Genomic DNA, 21,804 nt, shown 5'->3' with positions numbered 1-21,804 from the left:
CTTTTGCTATCCCTCAAAATAGACCCTGCAACACAGAACATCAAATAAAGATCTTAAAAAAATAAAAATTTCATTGTCTTAAAGTCTATGCTCAATATTTAATATTGTCTTCAAAAACGAAAAAGGCCACCCATATAGGTGGCCTTCTGTAATATTTAATCTCTTAAGCTTTATCGGCGTGATTACATCATTCCTGGCATTCCACCCATTCCGCCCATGCCACCAGGCATTCCACCGGCAGCAGAGTCTTCCTTAGGAAGATCAGCAATCATTGTTTCAGTCGTAAGCATTAGTCCTGAAACAGATGCAGCGTTTTGAAGAGCAGATCTTGTTACTTTAGTTGGATCAATAATCCCTGCAGCAACTAGGTCTTCGTATTTCCCCAATCTTGCGTTATAACCATAAGTGACATCACCTTTTCTCTTAACGTCATTTACAACTACAGAACCTTCAAGTCCCGCATTTGCAGAAATTTGTCTTAAAGGCTCTTCAACAGCTCTTCTGACAATTTTAATTCCAAAAGTTTCTTCTGGGCTTGCACCTTCAAGTCCTTCAAGAACTGTAGAAGCATGAACGAGGGCAGATCCACCACCAACAACAATACCTTCTTCAACAGCAGCTCTTGTAGCATTTAGAGCATCTTCCACTCTATCTTTCTTCTCTTTCATTTCAGTTTCTGTTGGTGCTCCAACATTGATTACAGCAACACCGCCAGCAAGCTTAGCAAGTCTTTCCTGTAATTTCTCTTTATCATAATCAGAAGAAGAGTCTTCAACTTGCTTTTGGATTGTAGCAACTCTTGCATCAACTGCATCTTTATCACCGGCACCATCAACAATTGTTGAGTTTTCTTTATCAATTGTAACTTTCTTAGCAGAACCTAGGTGCTCTAACTCAGTTGCTTCAAGAGACATTCCAAGCTCTTCAGAAATAACTGTTCCACCTGTAAGAGTTGCAATATCTTTTAACATTTCTTTTCTTCTATCACCAAAACCTGGGGCTTTAACTGCACAAACATTTAAAGTTCCTCTAAGCTTATTTACCACTAGAGTTGTAAGTGCTTCACCTTCAACATCTTCAGCAATAATTAGAAGAGATTTAGAAGCCTGAACTACTTTTTCAAGAACTGGCACTAATTCTTTCATGCTTGAAATTTTCTTATCTGTAATAAGAATCATTGGAGAATCAAAGTTTGTTTCCATTTTTTCAGGATTAGTTACGAAGTATGGAGAGAGGTATCCTCTATCAAACTGCATACCTTCAACTACATCGAGAGTTGTCTCAGCAGTCTTAGATTCTTCAATTGTAATAACACCATTATTTCCAACTTTTCCCATTGCTTCAGAAATAAGTCTACCAATTTCAGTATCGTTGTTGGCAGAGATTGTTCCAACCTGAGCGATTTCTTCTGACGACTTCACCTCTTTAGACATTTCTTGAAGCTTTGCTACTACTTTTTCAACAGCAATATCAATTCCTCTTTTAAGATCCATTGGGTTATGACCTGCAGTTACAAGCTTTACACCTTCTCTATAGATTGCTTGAGCAAGCACTGTCGCAGTAGTTGTTCCATCACCTGCGTCTTCATTTGTTTTTTGAGCAACTTCTTTAACCATTTGAGCGCCCATATTTTCAAAATTATTTTCAAGCTCTATTTCTTTTGCAACAGATACACCGTCTTTAGTGATATGAGGTGCTCCAAAAGACTTTTGAATAATTACATTTCTTCCCTTAGGTCCAAGAGTGACTCTAACAGCATTTGCTAAAGTATTAACTCCGTTAAGGATAAGTGATCTTGCATCTTCGCTATATTTTAATTCTTTTGCCATGATTTAATCTCCTAAAAAAGATTGAGTTATTATTTCTTACTGAAGAACACCAAGGATGTCGTCTTCTTTCATAATTAAAAAATCTATGCCTTCAACTTTAACGTCAGTTCCTGCGTATTTTCCAAAAAGAACTTTATCACCAGCTTTCACATCAAGAGCTCTAAATGATCCGTCTTCCTTTCTATAACCTGGACCAACAGAAACGATTTCTCCTTGAACTGGTTTTTCTGCGTGATTATCAGGAATAATGATTCCTCCAGCAGTCTTAGTTTCTTCCTCTAATCTCTTAACAAGTACTCTGTCTTGAAGTGGTCTCACTTGCATAACTCCTCCTTAAAGGTTTTATATATCTAGTAAATTTTTACTTGCATAAAATGGTATTGATTGAAACACCGTCAAGGGTAGCAGTCAAAAAAAATGAAAAAAAAGGTATTGAGACTAGCGTAAACAAATAGAGAGCCCTCTAGAGGCTCTGCCTAGGATAGTTAAACTACTAATTTTATGGATATGACGACGCAAAGCAAGCATCGTCAAAAATGAGGCTGGGTAAATTACTTCTGAATATCTTTTCCCGAGTCCTGTGCTGCACTACTGCTATCTTCTACGGCCTCATTAATCTTGACCATCTTTGAGTCATTTATTCCTAAGCACCGGCTCTTCATTTCACCAACAACAACATCACTTACACATACATCCTTACCATCACTACATCCCTCACTCGAGAGCTTTCTTGGCAGAGCTTCTTTTCTTGAACAAAAAGGCATCTGGGATAAATGTTTTTTAAATTGATTAATGACCTTAGTATTACCCCCAAGACCAAGCTTTAAAACAGACCAATTAGTACTATCCCCCCATGATCTTTCAACAAAGAGATTACCCTTCCCCTGCTTTCTCATTGCCTGAGGTCTTCTTGCAGTTAGTTGCTGCTGAAGAATATGTATTCCACACTCTAAATTGAGATCTGCATTTAACATATCTTTATGAGTGAACTTCCTCCCCATTGATCTCGATTCAGAGCAATAAGCATTGGCATTATGATAATCAATTTGTAATAGACCAGCTGATATCGTTCCGTTCTTTTCTTTATAGGTTGTCTTAGCATTCAAATCACTTTCCGCATAAGTCATTGCTGCGATAAAGGTGATCCAAAACCTCTTTCTCTCATTCGGAGTCGCAAATTTATAACCATTACAACTTAGCTTACTAAGTGATTTCTTATTAATTAAATCGGAATCCTTGAGCATTGAATCTGATATTTCTTTCTTTGTTTCTAAAACGCTAATAACTTTCTTTGACCACTCATCCTTCCAACCCTTTGGAGAGATTTTAGGCATAACAAGTTCCTTACCCTTTTCATCCACAAGGATTCCCTGACAAACCTCTGTTCCACCTGCCCCTCCTCCAACTTCTGGAGAAGACTCCACATAGTCAGATGCCTCCGGCTCTATGTAATCCCTTATCTCTTCAGAACTTGGAATATAGGGTTTATTACTTCCATCAGATGGAGCGCCAATGATGTCACTAGACATTCCCTTTGGTGCTATACATGAAGTAAAGTTCAAGATCGCTGCTAAAATAAATAGATTTCTCAGTTGCATATATTTCATAGTAATATTATCGGCTAATTATCAAAGATATCTAAATAAAACTTCCCAAGGTCAGTAAAGTCAACAACTTAAGAAGATCCATTATTGAAGAAAGCGAGAACTTTATGGGCCATTCCACCTAATGACTAAAGTTTATTCATCCTCTGAAATAACTTCAAGGCCAATAAAGATCGTAGGTTCATGAATTAGAATAATACAAAACCTTGAGGTTAATTATGAAGAAATTATTGATGCTTCTCTTATTCACATTCTCGCTAGCCAGCTCTGCGTCTTCTCTTGAAGACAAGTGCTTTGATAGCCAAGAAGAGTTCAATTCATCTCATTTGAATTTTTCAAAAAGAACTAACTATGGCCTTGGTAAGAACATCGAAGAAGGGCTTGAAGTTTCTACAATCTCAATTGAAGAAGCTCATCAAATTTTCAATTTATTAAAGTCTAAAAAGTATATTCCATATGATTATAAGAAAGTTGGTTGCGAAGCAAGGGCCCATGAAATGGTAAAAATCATGGATCGAATGTGTCTCACTTCCGCGAAAGCTTTCCTTGTTGGAGATATTTCATATAAAGGCATAAGATGGAATCATCACGTCGCTCCTATTTTAAATGTAAAAGATGAAGATAAAATAATTCCTTATATTTTTGATCCCTCTGTATCAGATACAGTGACTACATTAGAAGAATGGACCGAGAAACTAAAAAGAGGAAAATTGCTTGGTTACTATAAGTTAAATATTACGAATCAATATATTTATATGCCTGAAGATACTGAAATAGGTAGAGAAAAATACAAACTCAAAGACACAATAAAAACAAAGCTTGGTCTAGGTCTATTTAAGACCTATGAAACAGTAGATGAATTACCTGAAGATATTATTCACCTACTTAAAAAAGTTATAAAGTAGAGATCTTTAATTTATCTCTACTTTAGATCAAACCAATTCACCCCAACGCCCATGTCAACATCGAGAGGAACAGAGAGGTCTACAACTTTCTCCATTCCTGTTCTTAAAATGCTCTTCATTTCTTCGAGTTCGTTCTCAACGACCTCAAAGATAAGTTCATCATGTACCTGAAGAATCATTTTTGATTTGAGTTTCTTATCATCCATTACTTTTTGAATATCAATCATGGCCTGTTTAATGATGTCTGCAGCAGTTCCTTGAATTGGACTATTAATCGCAACCCTTTCAGCATTGGCCTTAATCGTTCTATTAGTTGAATGAATATCTGCTAAATATCTCTTTCGTCCGAGAAGTGTTTTTGCAAAACCTGTTCTCTCACATTCTTCCTTGAGCTCATCTAAGTAACCTTTTACGCTAGAGAATCTCTCAAAGTAATTCGTTATATATTCCTTGGCTTCTTTTCTCGAAATTTTAAGTGCTGCTGAAAGACCAAAAGAAGACTGTCCATACATGAGTCCAAAATTTACGGCCTTTGCTTTAGACCTATCGTTTGAGCCTACACTATCCACCGGGACTCCCATAATTTCAGAAGCCGTACGTCTATGAATATCTATTCCATTTTTAAAAGCATCAATCATTGTCTTATCTTTTGAAAAATGGGCCAAGAGTCTTAGTTCAACTTGAGAATAATCGGCTGCGAGAAGAATCTTCCCCGGCCCAGCAATAAAGCCTTTTCTTATTCTTCTTCCCATCTCACTTCTAATTGGAATATTTTGAAGGTTTGGGTGATTAGAAGAAAGTCTTCCTGTTGCTGCAACATTTTGATTAAAGTGAGTATGTATTTTTCCTGAGACACTGTTTACAAGTTCTGGGATTGCTTTCACATATGTAGAAAGAAGTTTTCCAACTTCTCTATACTCTAGAATTAACCCCGGAACCTCACTTAAATTCTTTGCTGCAAGTTCTTCTAAGACAGATGAATCTGTCGAGTAGCCTGTTTTAGTTTTCTTTCCAACAGGAAGTCCTAACTCTTCAAAGAGAAGAGCTCCTACCTGCTTTGGAGAATTCAAATTAATAGGCTCCATACTAAGAGCATCCACACTTGCCTGTAGTCCATCTAATTTAATTTGTAATTCTTTTTCGTATTCAGCAAAGAAGGCTGAATTTATGTGAACGCCCTCAAACTCCATTCTTGCAAGAATTGGAGTGAGCGCATTATCAAGGTTTTCAAAAATTGATAGTAGTTCTTTTCTTTCAAGTTCTTCATAGAGGAACTCTTTCACTCTAAAAGCCGTATGTGCTCTTGCCGAAGAGATCTCTCTCACTAGCTCTTCTTCATTATCCGAAGCAAGGGGCTTCTTCTTATCATATGCAGGAATACCACTTCCAAGAAATTTATCACTTAAGTATTCTACATTATTCTTTTCTCCAGCATTGGCAACAAATTGCGCTTGCACAATATCAAAGATAGAAGCCTTAATTTCTTTCTCATTTTTTATGCAAAAATAAAGAAGAGATTTATAGTCTGAAACAGAAATGGTTAAATCACTTCTATCAATTAAATTCATTAGAACTTGGTGTGATTCTTTTCCATTAATGTAAAAAGCTTCATTCTTATCTATACTCAGTGAAATAGAGAATATTTCAAACTCATAAGGATTATTTGAAGTGTATTGAATATCAAGGCCAACAAGACTTGTAGACTTTACTTTTTCCTCGTCGTAATCGCTTACTTTAATACTAGGCCCATCAGGGTTTACAGAGAACTCTCCCCCCTGATCAGCCTGATGCTGGGCAAATTTTAAATCCTCTAGTTTTACGAGGGCCGATTTAAATCCAAGCCCTTTTAGAAATTCAAAAAGAGATTCTTGAGGATAGAATTTAAAACCAGACTGTTCTGCGCTAAGTCCTAAATCAACATCTGTTTTTATTTCAATTAATTTTTTAGAGAGAAGACCGTCTTCTAAATACTCACTAAAGGCAGTTGTAAGCTTCTTTCCTTTAAGAGTATCTTTCACTTCAATACATTTTTCTAAAGTTCCATGTTCCTCTAAGAGTTTTGCCGCACCCTTGGCCCCAATTCCTTTCATTCCTGGAATATTATCTGAAGCGTCCCCAACCATCGAAAGATAGTCTACGATTTGTTCTGGATAAACTCCCATCTTTTCAAAGACACCTTCTCGGTCATAAGTCTTATCTTTCATGGTATCCAACATTTTCACGTTTCCACCAATGAATTGCATTAAATCTTTATCTCCTGAAGCAATTAAGATTTCATCAAAGTCATTCTTCCACTGCACACAAGCCGAACCAATGAGATCGTCTGCTTCAAAACCTTCAACAGTTGAACTTGGAAGCTCCATATGATCAATCAATTGTTTGATCAAATCAAATTGAGGAATAAGCTCTTCGGGAGGAGCACTTCGATTGGCCTTATATTGATCGTAGAGTTCATTACGAAAAGATCCGCCTTTAGTATCTCTAGCAAGAAGTATATGAGATGGCTGATATTTAGAAAGGAGCTTTAAGAGCATTGAGAGAACACCGTGAACAGCATTAACAGGAACACCTTCTGGTGAATGTAGTACTCTAATCGCGTAGAAAGCGCGAAAAATGAAACTACTAATATCTACAATGATTAAACGATTCTTTGCCATACTTACTCCCACTCAAAATTTGGATTTTGAGGGTGTAAATGTACCGACATTTAAGGAAGTTGAAAAGGAATCAAGTCATTTGGCTATTAGGGTCAAACCAACTATCTTTTCTCTTCTTAATTTGCTCACCTGAACCATCATTTGCCATAACAGAAGTATCGGCCATAACGTCACCTAGACGGTGTCCTGAGTCAAGCTTGTGTAAGAGATAAATTTCTAAAATTAAAAGAGGTATTCCTAAGAGGATAGCGAAAATCCAGCCCCATATAGGAACGATAGCGAAAAATAATGGAATCAAAAATGGAAGATTTCTAATAACAGACTGCTTCAACGTACATGGCTTACCATTTTCTAGGGAAATAACAGCAAAGCCCATAAATTTCTTACCGACACTCTGTCCATTTTGTAAACTATCGGCGATGGCCACATAAAAGAGTGCGAGAATAATGCCCACAGGATAGAAGAAGACCGACAATATTAGTGCGATAAAGAGATCAATGCCCTTAGCAATCATGCGAGAAATTCTCGCCACTTTTATAGATGATTTGAGTAAATATTTTCTATCCATAAAGCTATTCTATCCTATTGATTTCTAATCAAATACGAGGAATTATTTGCATTTGTTCAAGCTAACCTACAGCATCATTGTAACATATCTATACAAGCTAGCACTAATAAGTTAAATATATAGGTTCATGCTTTTAAGAAATATTAGGAGAAAGAGATATGAGTAATGTAGGAAAGACTGACCAAGCTAGCTTTGACGCTGATGTTATTAACTCAGAAAAGCCAGTACTAGTAGACTTTTGGGCCGAGTGGTGTGGACCATGTAGAACACTTGCACCAGTTCTTGATGAAGTAGCAGGTGAAGTTGGTGAGAACGCGAAAATTTTAAAAGTAAATGTTGATGAAAATGGTGACCTTGCTCAGAAGTACGGAATCCGTGGTATCCCAACAATGATTTTCTTTAAAAACGGTGAGCCAGCAAAAACTCTTGTTGGACTGCAAGGTAAAGAAGAAATTAAAAAGACTTTGGAAGAATTAGCTTAGTTTGCTAAACTTTCTCATATATAAAGATATTTAAGCGGAAGACATCTTCCGCTTTTTTTTTAGGAGTTTCCCTTGTCTCAATTTATAAAAGAAGCACTTATCGATGCGAAGAATACATTAGAAAAATTTATTAATAATGAATCTAATATTTCAGCAATGGATAGTGCTATAAAAACTTTCATCACGACTTTAAATAATGGCGGAAGAATTTATAGTTGTGGTAACGGTGGCTCGATGTGCGATTCAATGCACTTTGCAGAAGAACTCACAGGAAGATATAGAAAAGATAGAAGAGCTCTAGCAGCTATGTCATTCAGCGATCCAAGTCATATGAGCTGTGTTGGAAATGACTTTGGCTATGATGCTATTTTTCAAAAGATGGTTGAGGCCTTTGGACAAAAAGGCGATAGTCTCCTCGCAATTTCAACAAGTGGAAACTCTGGCAACGTCATAAATGCTGTCACAGAAGCTAAGGCCAGAGGTGTTACAACAATTGGACTACTTGGAAAAGACGGTGGAAAACTTAAAGACATGGTTGATATAGCTATCATTGTTGAGTCTCCACTCACTGACAGGATTCAAGAAATTCACATTAAGATTATTCACAATTTTATTGAAGGAATCGAGCGCGAGCTATTTCCAGAGCACTACTAGAGCATCTCTAGCACTTCCTGAGGCAGTATTTGCCCAAGAAATGAAACCATAGCGAAACTTCATTTTTCCACTACAATGTAATTATAACTAGTTGGAAAAAAACAAGGAGTTTTGTTTCTATGGAAGCAACAGCTGTATCGACATCAATGAACGGAATTGCACAATTTATCCAAAGTGGTGGTATCTTCATGTGGGTTATCCTACTGATCTGGGCCATAGGCGTTGCAATTGCCATAGAACGTTTCTCAAAATTATCTTTTAAACTCGACGTAGACGGCGCATCGTTTATGAATGAGTTACAAAGATATATCCTCTCAAATGACATTCAAGGTGCCATTAGAGTTTGCTCTGGTTCAGTAGCAGCTCTGCCAAGAGTTTTAAAGAGTGGATTAAAGAGATCTAACCAATCAACTGCTCAAGTCCAAAACGCAATCGATGCGACTGCACTTGAAGTAATTCCTAAGATTGAGTTAAGACTTAACTATCTTCAGTTGATTGCAAATATTTCAACTCTATTTGGTCTACTTGGAACTATCCAAGGTCTGATCGAAACATTCACAGCTGTTGGCTCAGCTGATCCTGCACAGAAGCAAGAGTTACTTGCTCTAGGGATTTCAAAAGCGATGAACACAACTTTCCTAGGTCTACTTGCTGCTATTACAGTAATGATGCTTCACGCTTTCTTAGCTTCTAAGTCAGAGAAAATCATTAATGAAATAGATGAATTTTCAGTAAAGCTTTTAGACTTACTTGGAACAAAACAAGAAAAAGAAAACTAAGAGAATTTTTTAGAGGTCAATGTGTATAGAGCACCAAGTAGAAGAAAATTAAAAAAAGAAATTGAAAAACCAAATCTAATTCCTATATTAGATGCGGTTTTCATATTCATCTTCTTCCTACTAATGTCATCACGATTTTTAAATATAAATGAAATTCAAAGTGATGTGCCTATCGTTTCCGATAGGCAACCACCAAAGAGCGACAAGAAGCCTTTGGCACTTACTTTAAAAATTCAAAACACAAGAATACAAGTTCTCACAGGTGTTCCAGGTTCAGTAAGAAAGAATATTGGAAAGAATGCTGACGGTGATTATGACCTACTCTCTTTAAGAGAATATTTAATTTCACTTAAAAAGAATAATGTCGATGAAAACTCAATAGTTCTAGAGCCACTTGTAGACTTAAGCTACGAAGACATTGTTAAGATCATGGACTCAGTAAGAGACCTAAAAAAGACTGACCCAGATATTTGGACAAAGACAAAAGATGGAATGGATCTTCGAGTAAAAGAGCTTTTTAACAATATTGTCTTCGGTAACATACAGAGTTAATTATGAGTAGAGTTAGATCAATTTCAGGAAGAGGCAAGAGAAGAAAGAAAAAGGTGATGGATCTTGATATCACTTCCCTACTTGATATCTTAGTAATCCTTCTCGTTTTTCTTTTAAAGAACTACAATGCTTCTGGTATCGTTTTAAATGTTCCAAAAGGAATCGAGCTACCAAGCTCTCAATCTCAATCTCTCAATACTTCAGGAATTATTGTTCAAGTCTCCCCTAATACAATTTGGGTTGATAATAAAATAGTTTTAGAAGCACAAAATGATACTCTTGCTGAAGACAGAACAGGAAGAAGAATTATCCCACTCTTTAACGAACTCGTTAAAAAGAAAGAAGTCATTAAGCAAATTGAGAAATCTTCTCCTAATGCAAAGAAGTTTTCAGGTGTTGTAAATCTTGTTGTCGATAAGACTATTAAGTATAGCTACATTAAGAAGTTAATGTACACAACGGCTGAGGCTGGATTTGGAAAGTATAAATTCATAGTGATGGGTGAAGAATAAATTCTTTATAAGAGAAATAGAAAGCTCATCACGATACAGAAGGCAACTTGTGTAATAAAAATATTATAATAGCTAACCGCCTTCTTAAGCTCCTTAATCGAAACGACAAAGAAAACGCTCCCCCACACAACCATAATTATATTTACAACTAAGTCATTGGTTCCATGGGCCACAATATTCAAATCTAAAACAAGAGCGACTAAGAAAATAATAAAAATTGTTATATTAAAGATAAACCTTGAAAGCTGCCCCTTATCAAGCATTCTCACCCATTGAGTAAAACCAAGATTTCCTCTTTCAAAAATACTTAACTGAGTAGAAGAATCACTATACTCCACATTACTTATTCCTCTAGTTCTAATAAAGGTATAGAAAATTTCACTAAAGACAATGAATAGCAGGGCCGGAATTGTAAAATCGGAGACATCAATTTTTCCATCTAGAAACTCTAGAATACAAAGAATCGCAAACAATACTGTAAGCATCATCTTTAAGCGGAAATCTGTGAAATTTCGAATCTTTTGAATCATGGACTAAGTATAACTGCCGAAAGCCCATAACTAAAAATCAAGATGTTAGAGGCACTACATTCTAGATATAGTGCCCAGAATAAAAGTCATTTAGCTGAGTAAATTATAAGCGATATATGATCCTACCCAAGCGAGAATCCCCATATAAGTAAACATGAACATCGGCTGCTTCCAATTTCCAAGCTCCCTTCTAAGGATTGCTAAGGTACTTGTACACTGCAAAGAGAAGACAAAGAATATGAGAATCGACCAAGCCACGGCTAAGTTGAATTTAGGCTCCCCAGTGACCTCGTCCTTTTCAAGCTTTAGACGCTCCCTTAAAGTTGAAGACTCTTCATCTACTTCACCAAGAGCATAGATCGTTCCCATGGTTGAAACAAATAATTCTCTCGCACCAAAAGCAACTAAGAGACCTACTCCCATTTTCCAATCCATTCCAATAGGTTTTAGAGCTGGCTCAATGGCCTTTCCAATTCTTCCCATCACAGAATGTTGTAATTGCATTGAAGCTACTACATCAGGGGATTTATTCAATACTTCAGAAGGGCTTAACCTTGGGAAGGTGGAAGCAAACCAAATTCCAATTGAAAGAACAAGAATAATTGTTCCCGCTTTCTTGCAAAAGAATTTAACTTTTTGAAAGGCCATTGCAAAAGCAACTCTAAGACTTGGTCTTTGATAAAAAGGGAGATCAATAAAGAATGAACTTGTCTGTCCCTTAAAGTAACTGAGTCTAAATATAAGCGCCATAAAAAGAGCAAAGAAGCTTCCTAAAAAGTATAAGAAGAAAAATGAAAGAGCTTGAGCATTAAAAAAACCAAAGACTTTCTCATCAGGAACAAAGGTTCCGATCAAGAGAATATAGACGGGAAGTCTAGCACTACATGTAATCATTGGAATCGTCATAATTGTTGCGATTCTCTCTTTTCTACTTGGTATCGTTCTAGCTGCCATTATTCCAGGAATTGAACAGGCAAATCCAGAGAGATAAGGGAGAAAAGCCTTTCCATTTAATCCAAAGAAGCTCATTACCCTATCGCTTAAAATAGCGGCCCTCGAAATATATCCAGACTGTTCGAGAAGACTTAAAAGTAAGAATAGAATTCCAATCTGAGGAGCAAAAATAATAACTCCTCCCACTCCAGCGATTACTCCATCAACAAGCAAGCTCTTTAAGTACCCATCAGGAAGAATATTTGCAACCCAATCTCCAAGCATTCCCACAAGAGCATCTACACCATCCATCAATGGTCCTGCCCATTCATAGATTGAATTAAAAATAAGATAGAAAATAATAAAGAAAATAATTGTTCCCCAAAGAGGGTGAATAAGAACCTTATCTAGCTTTCTTGTAATGGCCGCTTTCCTGGAGTCAGGCTTAACAATTGTATCAACAATTTCTCTGGCCCTAATGTGAAAATCATTTATAAGTTCTAAAACTTTCTTTGTATCTTCTTCAATTTTTACTTGAGGAGTCTCACGGAAATCGGGAATATATTCTAAACTCTCACGAGAAAGAGTAATCTCTCCGGAAAGATCAACTTCACCAGAAATACTATCTCTAAGGAAACGATCAATTTCACGAATATTTGATTTCTTAGCAGAGGTAGTTAACGCCCTAAGACCCGTTAATTTTTCAATTGTAATTCTCTGCTCATTTGTAATTAACTTCTTATCATCTTTATTTATAATTAGAATTAACTTATCACCCATCAATTTCTTCAACGCTAAACAGAGTGACATTGAGGATTCAAATCTTTCTATATCTATCACAAGAGCGACCAAGTGATAGACTGAACCAGGGGAGAGATTTAAAAGGTTGTTTAAAGAAACTCCTTCATCAATACTTGTTGGCACAAGATTATACATTCCAGGTAAATCGACGATTCTAACCTTATTTTCATAATTCTGATTTGAAAGCAGATCACCTTCAGCAGCATCTACCGTAATCCCAGAATAGTTTGTAACTTTTCTTCTTTGCCCACTAAGAATATTAAATAGAGAAGATTTTCCCGAATTAGGGAAGCCAACGAATAAGACTCTTGAATTCATTAATCTATTAACCTTACAAAGATTTTACTAGCGTGACTTCTTCTCAAAGCGAAAAAGGTATCATTACAATGCTTAAGAGATAGAGGTCCAAATAATAATGCTTTAGAAGTTACTTCAATCTCATCTCCAGGGAGAATCCCCAACGATAAGAGCTTTAAACTTTCCCCTGAATTCTCTGGGAAGCTATCTATAACCGCTTTTTGACCAATTTTCAGTCTACTCATAAGAATTTGCATACATTCACCTCAATTGAGTTATATTTAGAGTATATAACAATTGTTTGACTAAGCATACTCTCACGAAAGTATTACATACAAAAAAAGGGCCCAAACAGGCCCTCTATAAACAATCTAAATTCTAAAATTACTTTCTCTTTGGATAGAAATTAAATGGCTGGTTAACTTCAACGACTCCTCCCCCGAGAGGTTCAGGAAATTTTATTCCTCTAAGAACATTAACAACACAACCTTTAACTTTTGATGGTAAACCACTTGAAGCTGATTCAACGCTTGCCTTAGAAACGTGTCCAGAAGCTCCGATTACAAAATCAAGTCTTACAACACCGTTAAAGGCAGATTGAGATTTATCAAGCTCTTGTTGGTAGCAATATCTAAACTGCGGAATATTATCAATGAGAATTTTCCTAATAACATCTGGGTCCATTCCACCAAGAACAACCTCTTCAAAAGGAACTCCTGCCGTATAAATACTCTTCTTGTTCACAAGACCACTAACACCCTTAGAAGAATCTAATTTCCCAGATGCTGCCCCTGTTAAACTTCCGACATTATTTGAAACTTTAGCCCTCGTTAAAGTGGAAGACTCACTTCCACCAAGGCTTGCCCCACTACCAGGATTATTACTTAGAGTATTAACTGCTTGTGCAGATTTAGCTCCCCCACCTTTGGCCATGAGTGAACTTAGAGTACTTGAGAAGTCTACAGACTTAAATGTATCGACAGCTCCTCTTGCTTTACTATTTGCTCTAGCTTTGCTCACAGAGTTACGAGCCTGAGTAGGTCTACCACCACTATTTTTAGTAGGAGATACTTTATTAATATTCTTGTTAACTTTACCTTTATTAGCCTCAGCCTTTTTAGCTGGTGCCGTCGACTTAGCAGACTTATCTCCCGTTTTAACCACGGCCTTTTTTGCAGGTTGCTTTGTTACTTTCTTCACTTCTTTTGTCACTTTAATTTTCTTCACTGAAGGAGATTTTTGAATAATCTTCTTTGGTGCTTCCTTGGTCTTGTCTATGGCCTTAGACTTAGAAAGAGTTAACTTCTTAGGCTTATAGAGAATCGTTGCAATTCTCTCAGGAGCTTTCTCTGTTTCAAGTTCTTCATCAACAGTATAGAAAGTGAAAATACCAAGAAATAGAAAACACATTAAGAAAACAAGAATTAACCATTTAGTAAATTCTTTATCTCTTCTTAAAATTGGCGCATGAGCAACTCTTGGAGGAGCCTCGGTCCCTCTAACATAAACCTGAAGGTCTCCATTTACATAGCGAACAATATCACTATCGTGAAGATGATACTGTCCTCCTGCAAAAGTTTTCTTACTATCGTTTAAACAAATCTCTTTATAGCCAGGCAATGAAGATAAGAATATTTCACTTCCTCTTACTTCAACAAATGGTATCTTTTCCTTCTTACCAAGATAAGCATATTCAACATCTCTTGATTTTGGATTAGATCCCACAAAGTTATATACACCATCTTTATATGGAAGATAATCAACGCTATGAATTCTATCTTTATGAAGAATGATGATTTCAACAGATCTCTTAGAGGGAGAATAATCAAATATTGGATAGAGTGTTTCAACATCTTCAAAAATATATTCCGTAAAGTCGGCTTTTGGATCAGCTCCAAGAGGATACTCAACTCTTGGCAGAGAACTTCCCTCTTTCACTGCAACCGGAGCCTTCTTTGGAAGTTTTGGTGCCTCTTTTCCTGCAAGATCAGGACTCTCAGGCAAAGATCTCTTTGTTTCAACATCTTCAACAATTGGAGGAAGTGACACTGCAAGCATATCTAATGGTGGAGGTAAGTCGTCCCTAGAAAATACTTTAAATGCAAATTCAATTGAACCAAACTTAATTGTATCACCAAGCTCGAAGCTCTCGGTAACAACCTTTTTTCCATTTATATAAGTTCCCATATGAGTATCCATATCGAATACTTTGAAACTTCCATTTGTGACTTCAATCACGGCATGAATCGAGTTAATTGAAGAATGAGATATCTGGACATCGCAAGCACTTGTACTTCCTACAAGAACCCTACGTTTCCTAATAACTTTTCCCTCTTGTCCATGACTAACTCCTACTGGAAGTAGCTCATAGGCCTCACTTAATTCTGCAAGAACGTCTATGTTCACGTATTAATCCCTGTTAACGAACTCTCTCAACACCTTTTCTAATTTCAGCATTAAAATTCTTTCTATATGGTAATTTATTTTTAAATTTCTTTTGATATCTAGGTGCAATAGAAAGATCTCCAGGTCCTCCTGTCTCTCCCTCAATTACAAGATCTTCAAAGTCGAATTTCTCATATTGTTTATATCTATAAACAACATTCTTCTTTCTCTCTTGCGCTTTAACAGACGTAAAGGCCATGAGAAGTATAAATAGTGGTGCTAGAACTTTCATTTCTTTGCTCCTGATATTTTAGTTAAAACTTTATTATAGTAAGTTGCATATTGCCCTAAACTCCCAGTATCAATTGAAGAGAGGATTGTATGAGCATCTTTTGATCTTCCGACATCTGCTAAGGCCAAAGAAAAGTTTATACCTATTTGAGGCTTAACGTAATGAACAGCAGTAAGTCTCGAATAAAGAGAGACCGCTGCTTTTGCATTTCCTTCCATCAAATAACTTGTCGCAAGTCCATTAAGGGCATCAACATCTGTTGCGTTCTTTTTAACTAATCTTGAAAAAATAATCTTTGCATCATGAGTTAAATGATACTTAAGATACAATTGCCCCATATTAAACATTGGTGTCATACTAAAGGCTCCAACTTCTGAAGCTCTCTTGTAAGCAGCAAGTGCTTTTTGTTCTAAGCCTTGATATTGATAAATAACACCAAGGTTATTTACAGGTGGGGCGTAGTCCTTCTTTAGATCACGAGATTTATTATAATAAAGTAGAGCAGCTCTTATTTTCCCTTGTAAATAATAACAAGTTCCAAGCAGATTCCAATAACCTGGGTGAGACTTATACTTTCTAAAGTTATCTTGAAAGATCTTCTCACCTGCTTTAAAATTTCTTCTATAACAATGAGTTACACCTTGAACTAAGGCATCTGTACTTTGGTCAACCTCTTCTAGTTTCGGTTCAGGAATTCTTGCTAAAGACTCAGTTGATAAAGAGTCTACATTTGCAATATCCCCCTGGAATGAATCATTTCTAGAACTAAATGGAACTTCTGGTGTTTCTTTAAAGTCTGCATTCTCTACCCAAGAAAACTCTTCAATTGATCCTGAAGTAGGTCCAGCAACTTCATTATTTGTTGAGCTTGATGAACAACCTACGACAGTGAATAAAGCTAAGAGTATTAGTAATTTCATCTCTGTCCTCCCTTATCCATCAACACTCCACTATTGCCAGGAATAAACTCCGGAGAAAAGCCTCCTTCGAATAAAACTAGTTGATTATCTTCTGATAGAATTTTATTTGTTGAAATCTGTTTTGTAGCTTCTTTCTTAAAATCAGAAGCTTTCGCAATTAATGGTTTAACAAGATTTTTCATACTATTTTTAAATGAAGTCACATATTCGGGAGACTTTCCGGGAGGTGAAAATTTATCAATTTCATTTATTAAATAATTATATGCATCTATTAACATTGCGTATGACTTTATAATTCCTTTTCCAGAACCTATATTCATAATTGAAATGGCTTCACTTGTAAGTCCATCAAGGGCTGAGAATTTCTTCTTAAGGAGTTCATTAAACTTCTTATCTGGAAATGATAGTTCAAACCCTTTTAGTTGATCGACTCTTCTTTCTAGACCTTGAATTCGAATTGAAGCTACCTCATCTAAAGCTTCTAGTTGTAAGCTTTTCTTATTCTTAATTTTTGAATAAAAACTTTGAATATCATTTTCAATTGATCTCGCGTTACTTACTCTACCTGCTGCGAGATAGGCGTTTCGAACTTTCCCTAGGGGATAAATTAGCTGAGGGTAAATACTGCTCGATCGACTCAGTTTCTCGACTTGCTTTACAGCACTTGACCAATTCTTCTTCTCAATTTCATAATTTAAGAATTCAAGTTCCATTTCATCAATTTTCGCAGTTGAAATATTACAGCGATAGGCGCTATCTAAGACGTCTCTGGCCTTAGCATCATCTCCACTGGCAAGAGCAACAACAACAGCATTCTTAAGAAAAACTGCTTTATTACTACTTCTTTCCCCGCAGAGCTTTTCAAGAACAGATGCGTATAGGTCAACACTTTCAGTAATTTTCTGATGATTGAATAGGTCATTTGCAATAACTAAGAAAGATGCTTGAAACTTTTTAACATTCTTTGGAGTCATATGAGAAAGGGCCCTTTTAGACCAACCGTAACTTCTATATGTATCACCTAATTCATGAAAGAGAGTCGCAATATTATATGAGGCGTTCTTCTTTGCTTCGCCATCAGTGGATGGGTCCTTGTAAATTGCTACATAAAGAGCAAGGGCTTTTTTCTTGTCTCCTTTAGAACTAGCACTCTCAACATTTTCAAATTGCATTGTTAAAACAGTCATTTTAACTTTCTTTGCATAATTGCTTGAAACTTTGAAGTCTCCTGCATTAATTCTTGCAACCCAAGCTTTAATTCCTGCAATATCGCCCTTCTTCTTATAGTGATCCATTACTTTTGCTAACATGGCCTCTTGTGTAGAATAGCTACGCGGAAAATTACTCTTATATGAAAGAAGGGTTTTCTCACACGAAGGAATATCTCCTTTCGCAAAGTATAGGCTAAATAGTCTCTGATAGATTTTATCTGCTTGCTTAGAGCGTGGATCCTCTCTAAGAGAATTCAAGTAAGCTACTTCAATATACTTATCTTTACTTCTCTTACTAATATTCTTCCCAGCTAGGGCCGCCATCATTCCTTCATTAGATAGCTTGATGTATTTTTCATTGTTGATATCTTGCGCTCTTTTTAAGGACTGAGAATATTCTTCTACGGCACTATTATTCATTCCTGCAGCGTAATATGTTTCCGCACCTAAAAAGGTATACTTGTAAGCATTTAGTGGATCAAATTCAGAAAGAAGTGCAAAGTAACCTACTGCTAACTTGGCCTTACTATAGAGTGTCTTCTTCTGCTTCTTATATTGTTTTCCACTTACTTGTTTTTGAACTATTCCACTAATTCTCTTCAGTTGGTACTCAAGAGCTTTTACTTGCTCAGGGTTTAGTTTTTTCTGCTGGTAATATTTCAAGAGTGTTCTAGCTACTTTTTGATGGCTATAATATTTCCCAAATCTCTCATACAGACTTAGAAGTTTAATATTAATTTCTATTTCTTCTTCTTCTGAAACTTTATAATTTAATGCTTGTTTTAAAGTTTTTTCAGCTTGAGAGTACTTACCTCTATTCATTAAGTAAGTTGAAACCTTTAAAAGATTTGAGGCGATATTCTTTCCTATACTCTTGTAAAACTTAACTGCTTGATTAACTTGACCTGAGTCCGTATAGAAATAAGCAAGATCTCTTTCAATTGAAAAACTCATATCTACATACTTTGGACTTTTACTGAGCTTATAGGCCTCTCTCATTAGAGAAATCGCTTTCTTCTCTCTTCCAGATCTATAGTAAGACCATGCAAGGTTGTAGCTATCTTTTGTATACCACTTATCTCTAAACTTCTTATTTCTAAAAGCATTCTCATAAAGAGGTATAGCTTTCTTATACTGACCCTGATTAAAGTAAATTTCTGCCAGAGCTATTTTTGATCTTGTCGATGTGAAGCTTGTTTTACCAGATGACTTAACTGATCTTGCAAAGTAGTTCTGAGCTTTCTTATCCTGCTGAAACTCTTTGGCATTATAGGCCATAATATAATAAACATCTGACTTGCCTTTAAATCTTGGAAACTTCTTTAAAATAAGCTGGCAAGTTTTCTGAGCCTGGACAAAGTAGTTATTAGACTTACTAAAGAATTTTCTCTTATCTATTTTCTGTCTTTTCTCAGCATCTAATTGAACAAATTGTGCATTTTCAAGCTCTTTTACTAGTCTTGCTTTCTCTAAAAGTAACTCAGCCATTCTAAGAAGTAGGTCAGGATTAGAGGTTCTTGTCTGCTTATTAAGTCTTGTCACTTCTCTAAGCTCTAGATCAATCACCTTAATTAACTCACCTCTTCGACTAGCCTCATTTGAAAATGAAGCCATTGAAGACAGGAGCAGAAATCCAATTAAAATTTTCTTTATATAATTATTAAAGAGCATTACCACTACACTCCGATTTTAGAGAGAATACATAATCACCAAGTTCGTCGGCCCAAAACTCTCCATTAAAATTCCAAAAATATTGCTTATCAGTTCTCTTAAGATTTCTAATATCTCCACGACCTCTATTCATAGACAAGTCCGGAGAATAAAGACTCTCTTTTCTTCTAGCTAGAACCTCAAGCTTAATATAACTCATATCTAAGAATGTTTTTCTAACTTGATGCCAGCCCAAGTGTAATTGTTTTCTAACATAGGCACCTACGAGATTTCTTTGAAGAAGAAGAGCTTCTTTTAAATTTAGTTTCAAAATATTTTTAATCTGACTCTTTGGTAGCTTATTAATCACTTCAAATTCATCTCTACCAGTTTGAAAGAAATCAAACATTTCTCTAAATGTAGGGTCTCTAGAAATTGAACTGAGCATTCTATTTAATAACTCATTTCCACTTTCTTTCCCTTTCATTTTTGATTTTGCTAAAAGATAAAAATACTTATAGTCCTTTCCATGTTTTTTCAAAAAAGACTCTATTTCTCTATGGCTTTTTTCATTCTTTGCGTAAAATTCATCCACGACCTTAAGTGTATCTTGCCATAGACAAAGTTCCATATATGTTAGAGACCTTAGAACGTCTATTTCAGGGTTAAAAATAAATGAAAGAAACGGAGAATTATAGGTAACTAACTTTCCAAGAGTTCTATTATAATCTCTCATATAGAATCCATTCCAAGCTTCTTCAAAGAGTATTTCAGGCCAAATATGTGATGACTTTGAAAGGTCTAGGTAGTCTAGATTCGCAAGTTCATATTTCCCTTGAGAAAAGTGAGCTCTAGCTTTTCCGACAATACAGTAATCTCTGTTAATACTAAGCTGACGCTTTCTGTTAACACTTCCTCTATTATCAGTAGATTCAGACTTTGAGATACATTCCTCATAAGCTTTGATGGCTGAAGAATATTTCTTTGTAACAGAGAAAATTGACCCTTCTAAGAAAAGAGCAAAAGCTTTTGATGGGTGCCCACTAGGGATTGTCCCATTTAACTCTTTAAGTGCTTTTGGAAAATCACTTTTTCGGAAGTATTTCTTTGCAAGTATATACTTTAAGGTTGGAGCTTTTGATTTCTCTAAGAAAGAAACAGGCAATACTTCAAATTGCTTAACACCAACATTTGTTACAACTTCATCAATTAGAGAATCCAATTCTCTACTATTTAAATTCTTTCCTCTCGCCAAGAGTTCCTTAATGTAAGGGATTGAAGCGAAATACAGTTTTTCCTTAACTAGATTTTGAATAACGCTGGGATAATACTTTACACTTCCCTGGCTTTTCCTTAAATAGTCCCAAGCGACATCAGTACTTGCTGCAACATTTAAACATAGCGTAGCTGCTAGTAAAATTATTTTTTTCTTCATGAAGAACATCCTGTTCATCCTTATTTAGAAAGTGATTCCAAGTGCGATTGTTAAATCGTAATTACTATAAAGCTTCTCTTCAGCTCCTACAGTCTTAGCTTCCATGGCCTTATAATTTACAGAAGTTAGATCTATTCTTAAATCCCATCTCTCTGTAATATAAAACTTCGCTCCCACATCCCACATTAGTCCCGTATGTGACTCAGTTGTTAGCGTCGTATCTCCACCACTTGAAGTAATTTCATTTCTATTATTAGTCTCTTCTAGCTTTGCAAAACCAATACCTAGAATCCAATCCATATAAATTATTTTATTAAAGGTATTAATCTTATTATAAAAAGGAGACCACAAGAACATTGCTCCCATATAACTATCTACTATTCTTCTAAATGGAAATGATCCCGGTCCGCCTGGGTTACGAACAGAAGTTGCTGTAGAGTTTTCTTCACCACTATTTTTAGAGTAAACAAACTCGACACCTAATTCTTCTTTAACAAAGTAGCCTACACGTCCTTGAAATGCCTTTGCATCAACAAACGCTCCAGAAGTTGTAAATCCAAAACCACCTGTAGCATGTAGACGACCAGCTTTTCGAAATTTTCTATTTTGCAAAACAAAAACTTCTTTGTCTGGGTCAAGCCAAGAAAAGTCATAGGCGTCACCTTCGGCGGCAAATGACTGAACTGAATAAAAGAAATTAACTAATAAAAATGAGAATACTATGAATTTATTCATAAACACGCGTCCTGCTAATTAAAAAAGGGGTTCCTCCCCTCTATATTCATACACTTATTCTAGCATATCTGTG

20 protein-coding genes are annotated in these 21,804 nt (G+C 35.9%); 6 read left to right on the top strand and 14 right to left on the bottom strand.

Features of this window, described 5'->3' with window-relative positions:
- Positions 1 to 182 precede the first annotated feature (182 nt).
- From groL to CES88_RS09860, 3 genes are all read right to left on the bottom strand, one after another.
- Positions 183 to 1,829, bottom strand: a complete 1,647-nt coding sequence (gene groL / locus CES88_RS09870; RefSeq protein ID WP_365992904.1) for a chaperonin GroEL — start codon at positions 1,827 to 1,829, stop codon at positions 183 to 185.
- 36 nt (positions 1,830 to 1,865) lie between these two features.
- Positions 1,866 to 2,153, bottom strand: a complete 288-nt coding sequence (locus tag CES88_RS09865; protein ID WP_290733873.1) for a co-chaperone GroES — start codon at positions 2,151 to 2,153, stop codon at positions 1,866 to 1,868.
- A gap of 227 nt (positions 2,154 to 2,380) precedes the next feature.
- Entirely contained in the window at positions 2,381 to 3,436 is a 1,056-nt protein-coding gene (locus CES88_RS09860) for a hypothetical protein (protein ID WP_290733871.1), read from the bottom strand.
- 215 nt (positions 3,437 to 3,651) lie between these two features.
- Here CES88_RS09860 and CES88_RS09855 point away from each other — a divergent pair, with 215 nt between their 5' ends.
- On the top strand, positions 3,652 to 4,338 hold the full coding sequence (locus tag CES88_RS09855; protein WP_290733869.1) for a protein-glutamine glutaminase family protein: 687 nt from the start codon (positions 3,652 to 3,654) through the stop codon (positions 4,336 to 4,338).
- A gap of 17 nt (positions 4,339 to 4,355) precedes the next feature.
- Here CES88_RS09855 and polA read toward each other — a convergent pair whose 3' ends face one another.
- Positions 4,356 to 6,995 carry a DNA polymerase I gene (gene polA / locus CES88_RS09850; protein ID WP_290733867.1) on the bottom strand — a complete coding sequence of 880 codons (2,640 nt, stop codon included), beginning with the start codon at positions 6,993 to 6,995 and terminating at the stop codon, positions 4,356 to 4,358.
- Between the two features lie 70 nt (positions 6,996 to 7,065).
- Positions 7,066 to 7,563, bottom strand: coding sequence for an RDD family protein (locus tag CES88_RS09845; protein WP_290733865.1), 498 nt, complete (start codon positions 7,561 to 7,563; stop codon positions 7,066 to 7,068).
- Between the two features lie 158 nt (positions 7,564 to 7,721).
- Here CES88_RS09845 and trxA point away from each other — a divergent pair, with 158 nt between their 5' ends.
- The 5 genes from trxA (at position 7,722) to CES88_RS09820 (ending at position 10,542) form a co-directional block, all read left to right on the top strand.
- Positions 7,722 to 8,045, top strand: coding sequence for a thioredoxin (trxA, locus tag CES88_RS09840; protein WP_290733863.1), 324 nt, complete (start codon positions 7,722 to 7,724; stop codon positions 8,043 to 8,045).
- A gap of 72 nt (positions 8,046 to 8,117) precedes the next feature.
- On the top strand, positions 8,118 to 8,699 hold the full coding sequence (locus tag CES88_RS09835; protein WP_290733861.1) for an SIS domain-containing protein: 582 nt from the start codon (positions 8,118 to 8,120) through the stop codon (positions 8,697 to 8,699).
- 119 nt (positions 8,700 to 8,818) lie between these two features.
- The gene (locus tag CES88_RS09830; RefSeq protein WP_290733859.1) at positions 8,819 to 9,478 is read left to right on the top strand and encodes a MotA/TolQ/ExbB proton channel family protein; all 660 of its coding nucleotides are present in this window, start codon (positions 8,819 to 8,821) and stop codon (positions 9,476 to 9,478) included.
- Positions 9,479 to 9,499: 21 nt separating this feature from the next.
- Complete coding sequence (locus CES88_RS09825; RefSeq protein ID WP_290733857.1) at positions 9,500 to 10,030, top strand: biopolymer transporter ExbD; 531 nt, start codon at positions 9,500 to 9,502, stop codon at positions 10,028 to 10,030.
- 2 nt (positions 10,031 to 10,032) lie between these two features.
- Positions 10,033 to 10,542 (top strand): biopolymer transporter ExbD, encoded by a 510-nt coding sequence (locus CES88_RS09820; protein ID WP_290733855.1) that lies wholly within the window; start codon positions 10,033 to 10,035, stop codon positions 10,540 to 10,542.
- Between the two features lie 5 nt (positions 10,543 to 10,547).
- Here the strand turns inward: CES88_RS09820 and CES88_RS09815 are convergent, their stop codons facing one another.
- From CES88_RS09815 to CES88_RS09775, 9 genes are all read right to left on the bottom strand, one after another.
- Positions 10,548 to 11,072: a hypothetical protein gene (locus CES88_RS09815; RefSeq protein WP_290733853.1), complete on the bottom strand. Its 525-nt coding sequence runs from the start codon at positions 11,070 to 11,072 to the stop codon at positions 10,548 to 10,550.
- Between the two features lie 90 nt (positions 11,073 to 11,162).
- A complete protein-coding gene (feoB, locus tag CES88_RS09810; RefSeq protein ID WP_290733851.1) occupies positions 11,163 to 13,124 on the bottom strand; it encodes a ferrous iron transport protein B in 1,962 nt (653 codons plus the stop codon).
- The gene (locus tag CES88_RS09805; protein ID WP_290733850.1) at positions 13,124 to 13,360 is read right to left on the bottom strand and encodes a FeoA family protein; all 237 of its coding nucleotides are present in this window, start codon (positions 13,358 to 13,360) and stop codon (positions 13,124 to 13,126) included. Before CES88_RS09805 ends, feoB begins: the two co-directional genes overlap by 1 nt.
- A gap of 127 nt (positions 13,361 to 13,487) precedes the next feature.
- Complete coding sequence (locus CES88_RS09800; RefSeq protein WP_290733849.1) at positions 13,488 to 15,509, bottom strand: AgmX/PglI C-terminal domain-containing protein; 2,022 nt, start codon at positions 15,507 to 15,509, stop codon at positions 13,488 to 13,490.
- Between the two features lie 13 nt (positions 15,510 to 15,522).
- The gene (locus CES88_RS09795) at positions 15,523 to 15,780 is read right to left on the bottom strand and encodes a hypothetical protein (protein WP_290733848.1); all 258 of its coding nucleotides are present in this window, start codon (positions 15,778 to 15,780) and stop codon (positions 15,523 to 15,525) included.
- Positions 15,777 to 16,700 carry a tetratricopeptide repeat protein gene (locus tag CES88_RS09790; RefSeq protein ID WP_290733846.1) on the bottom strand — a complete coding sequence of 308 codons (924 nt, stop codon included), beginning with the start codon at positions 16,698 to 16,700 and terminating at the stop codon, positions 15,777 to 15,779. The genes CES88_RS09795 and CES88_RS09790 overlap by 4 nt, the downstream gene beginning before the upstream one ends.
- On the bottom strand, positions 16,697 to 19,582 hold the full coding sequence (locus tag CES88_RS09785) for a tetratricopeptide repeat protein (RefSeq protein WP_290733844.1): 2,886 nt from the start codon (positions 19,580 to 19,582) through the stop codon (positions 16,697 to 16,699). The genes CES88_RS09790 and CES88_RS09785 overlap by 4 nt, the downstream gene beginning before the upstream one ends.
- Complete coding sequence (locus CES88_RS09780) at positions 19,572 to 20,996, bottom strand: hypothetical protein (protein ID WP_290733842.1); 1,425 nt, start codon at positions 20,994 to 20,996, stop codon at positions 19,572 to 19,574. Before CES88_RS09780 ends, CES88_RS09785 begins: the two co-directional genes overlap by 11 nt.
- A 24-nt stretch (positions 20,997 to 21,020) precedes the next feature.
- A complete protein-coding gene (locus CES88_RS09775) occupies positions 21,021 to 21,731 on the bottom strand; it encodes an outer membrane beta-barrel domain-containing protein (RefSeq protein WP_290733840.1) in 711 nt (236 codons plus the stop codon).
- Between the last annotated feature and the right edge of the window lie 73 nt (positions 21,732 to 21,804).

Origin of the sequence: Halobacteriovorax sp. JY17 (genome assembly GCF_002753895.1) — a bacterium.
Lineage (GTDB): Bacteria > Bdellovibrionota > Bacteriovoracia > Bacteriovoracales > Bacteriovoracaceae > Halobacteriovorax.
The sequence above is the reverse complement of the archived record's forward strand: the minus strand, read 5'-3'. Positions and strand labels throughout refer to the sequence as shown.